Genomic DNA, 752 nt, shown 5'->3' with positions numbered 1-752 from the left:
ATCAGCGCGGCGCTTTCATTGAGCTTGATCATGCCTTCGGGATACAGCAGCACATGGCCTTTCTGTGCCGGTTCGTACTGGAATCGGTAGCCAGGGCGCCAGGTCGGGGTCTTGCTGCGATCGAAGCTCATAGGATGATTCCTTTATGCCAGACCCGTTCCCCGGTCACGCTGTGATACGGCGGGCGATTGAGTTCGTAGGCCATGCTCATGGCATCGAGCATGCTCCAAAGAATGTCCAGTTTGAACTGGAGAATTTCCAGCATGCGTTCCTGGCCTTCCCGGGTCTTGTAGTGCTCGAGGGTGATGGCCAGGCCGTGCTCGACATCGCGCCGCGCCTGACCCAGGCGCGTGCGGAAATATTCGTAGCCGGCGGGGTCGATCCATGGGTAATGCTGCGGCCAGCTGTCCAGGCGCGACTGATGGATCTGCGGCGCGAACAGTTCCGTCAGCGAGCTGCTGGCGGCCTCCTGCCAACTGGCCCGGCGGGCGAAGTTGACGTAGGCGTCGACGGCAAAGCGCACGCCGGGCAGCACCAGTTCCTGGGAGCGCAATTGGTCCGGGTCGAGGCCGACGGCCTGGCCCAGGCGCAGCCAGGCTTCGATGCCGCCGTCTTCGCCGGGGGCGCCGTCGTGGTCCAGCAGGCGTTGAATCCACTCGCGGCGGATCTCGCGGTCCGGGCAGTTGGCCAGGATTGCCGCGTCCTTCAGCGGGATGTTCACCTGATAGTAAAAACGGTTGGCGACCCAGCCT

General features: G+C 63.3%; 2 protein-coding genes. Both read right to left on the bottom strand.

The annotated features are described in order from the left end of the window. A partial coding sequence (pqqD, locus tag ACM6I6_RS24470) for a pyrroloquinoline quinone biosynthesis peptide chaperone PqqD (protein ID WP_414920828.1) occupies positions 1–131 on the bottom strand: 131 nt, incomplete at its 3' end. Continuing rightward, positions 128–752, bottom strand: a 625-nt coding sequence (pqqC, locus tag ACM6I6_RS24465; RefSeq protein WP_414920827.1) for a pyrroloquinoline-quinone synthase PqqC, incomplete at its 5' end; no start/stop codon positions are given. The genes pqqD and pqqC, both read right to left, overlap by 4 nt.

Source organism: Pseudomonas sp. IT-P218, assembly GCF_949767605.1.
Taxonomy (GTDB): Bacteria; Pseudomonadota; Gammaproteobacteria; order Pseudomonadales; family Pseudomonadaceae; genus Aquipseudomonas; species Aquipseudomonas putida_AE.
This window is presented reverse-complemented; position numbering and strand designations above follow the sequence as displayed.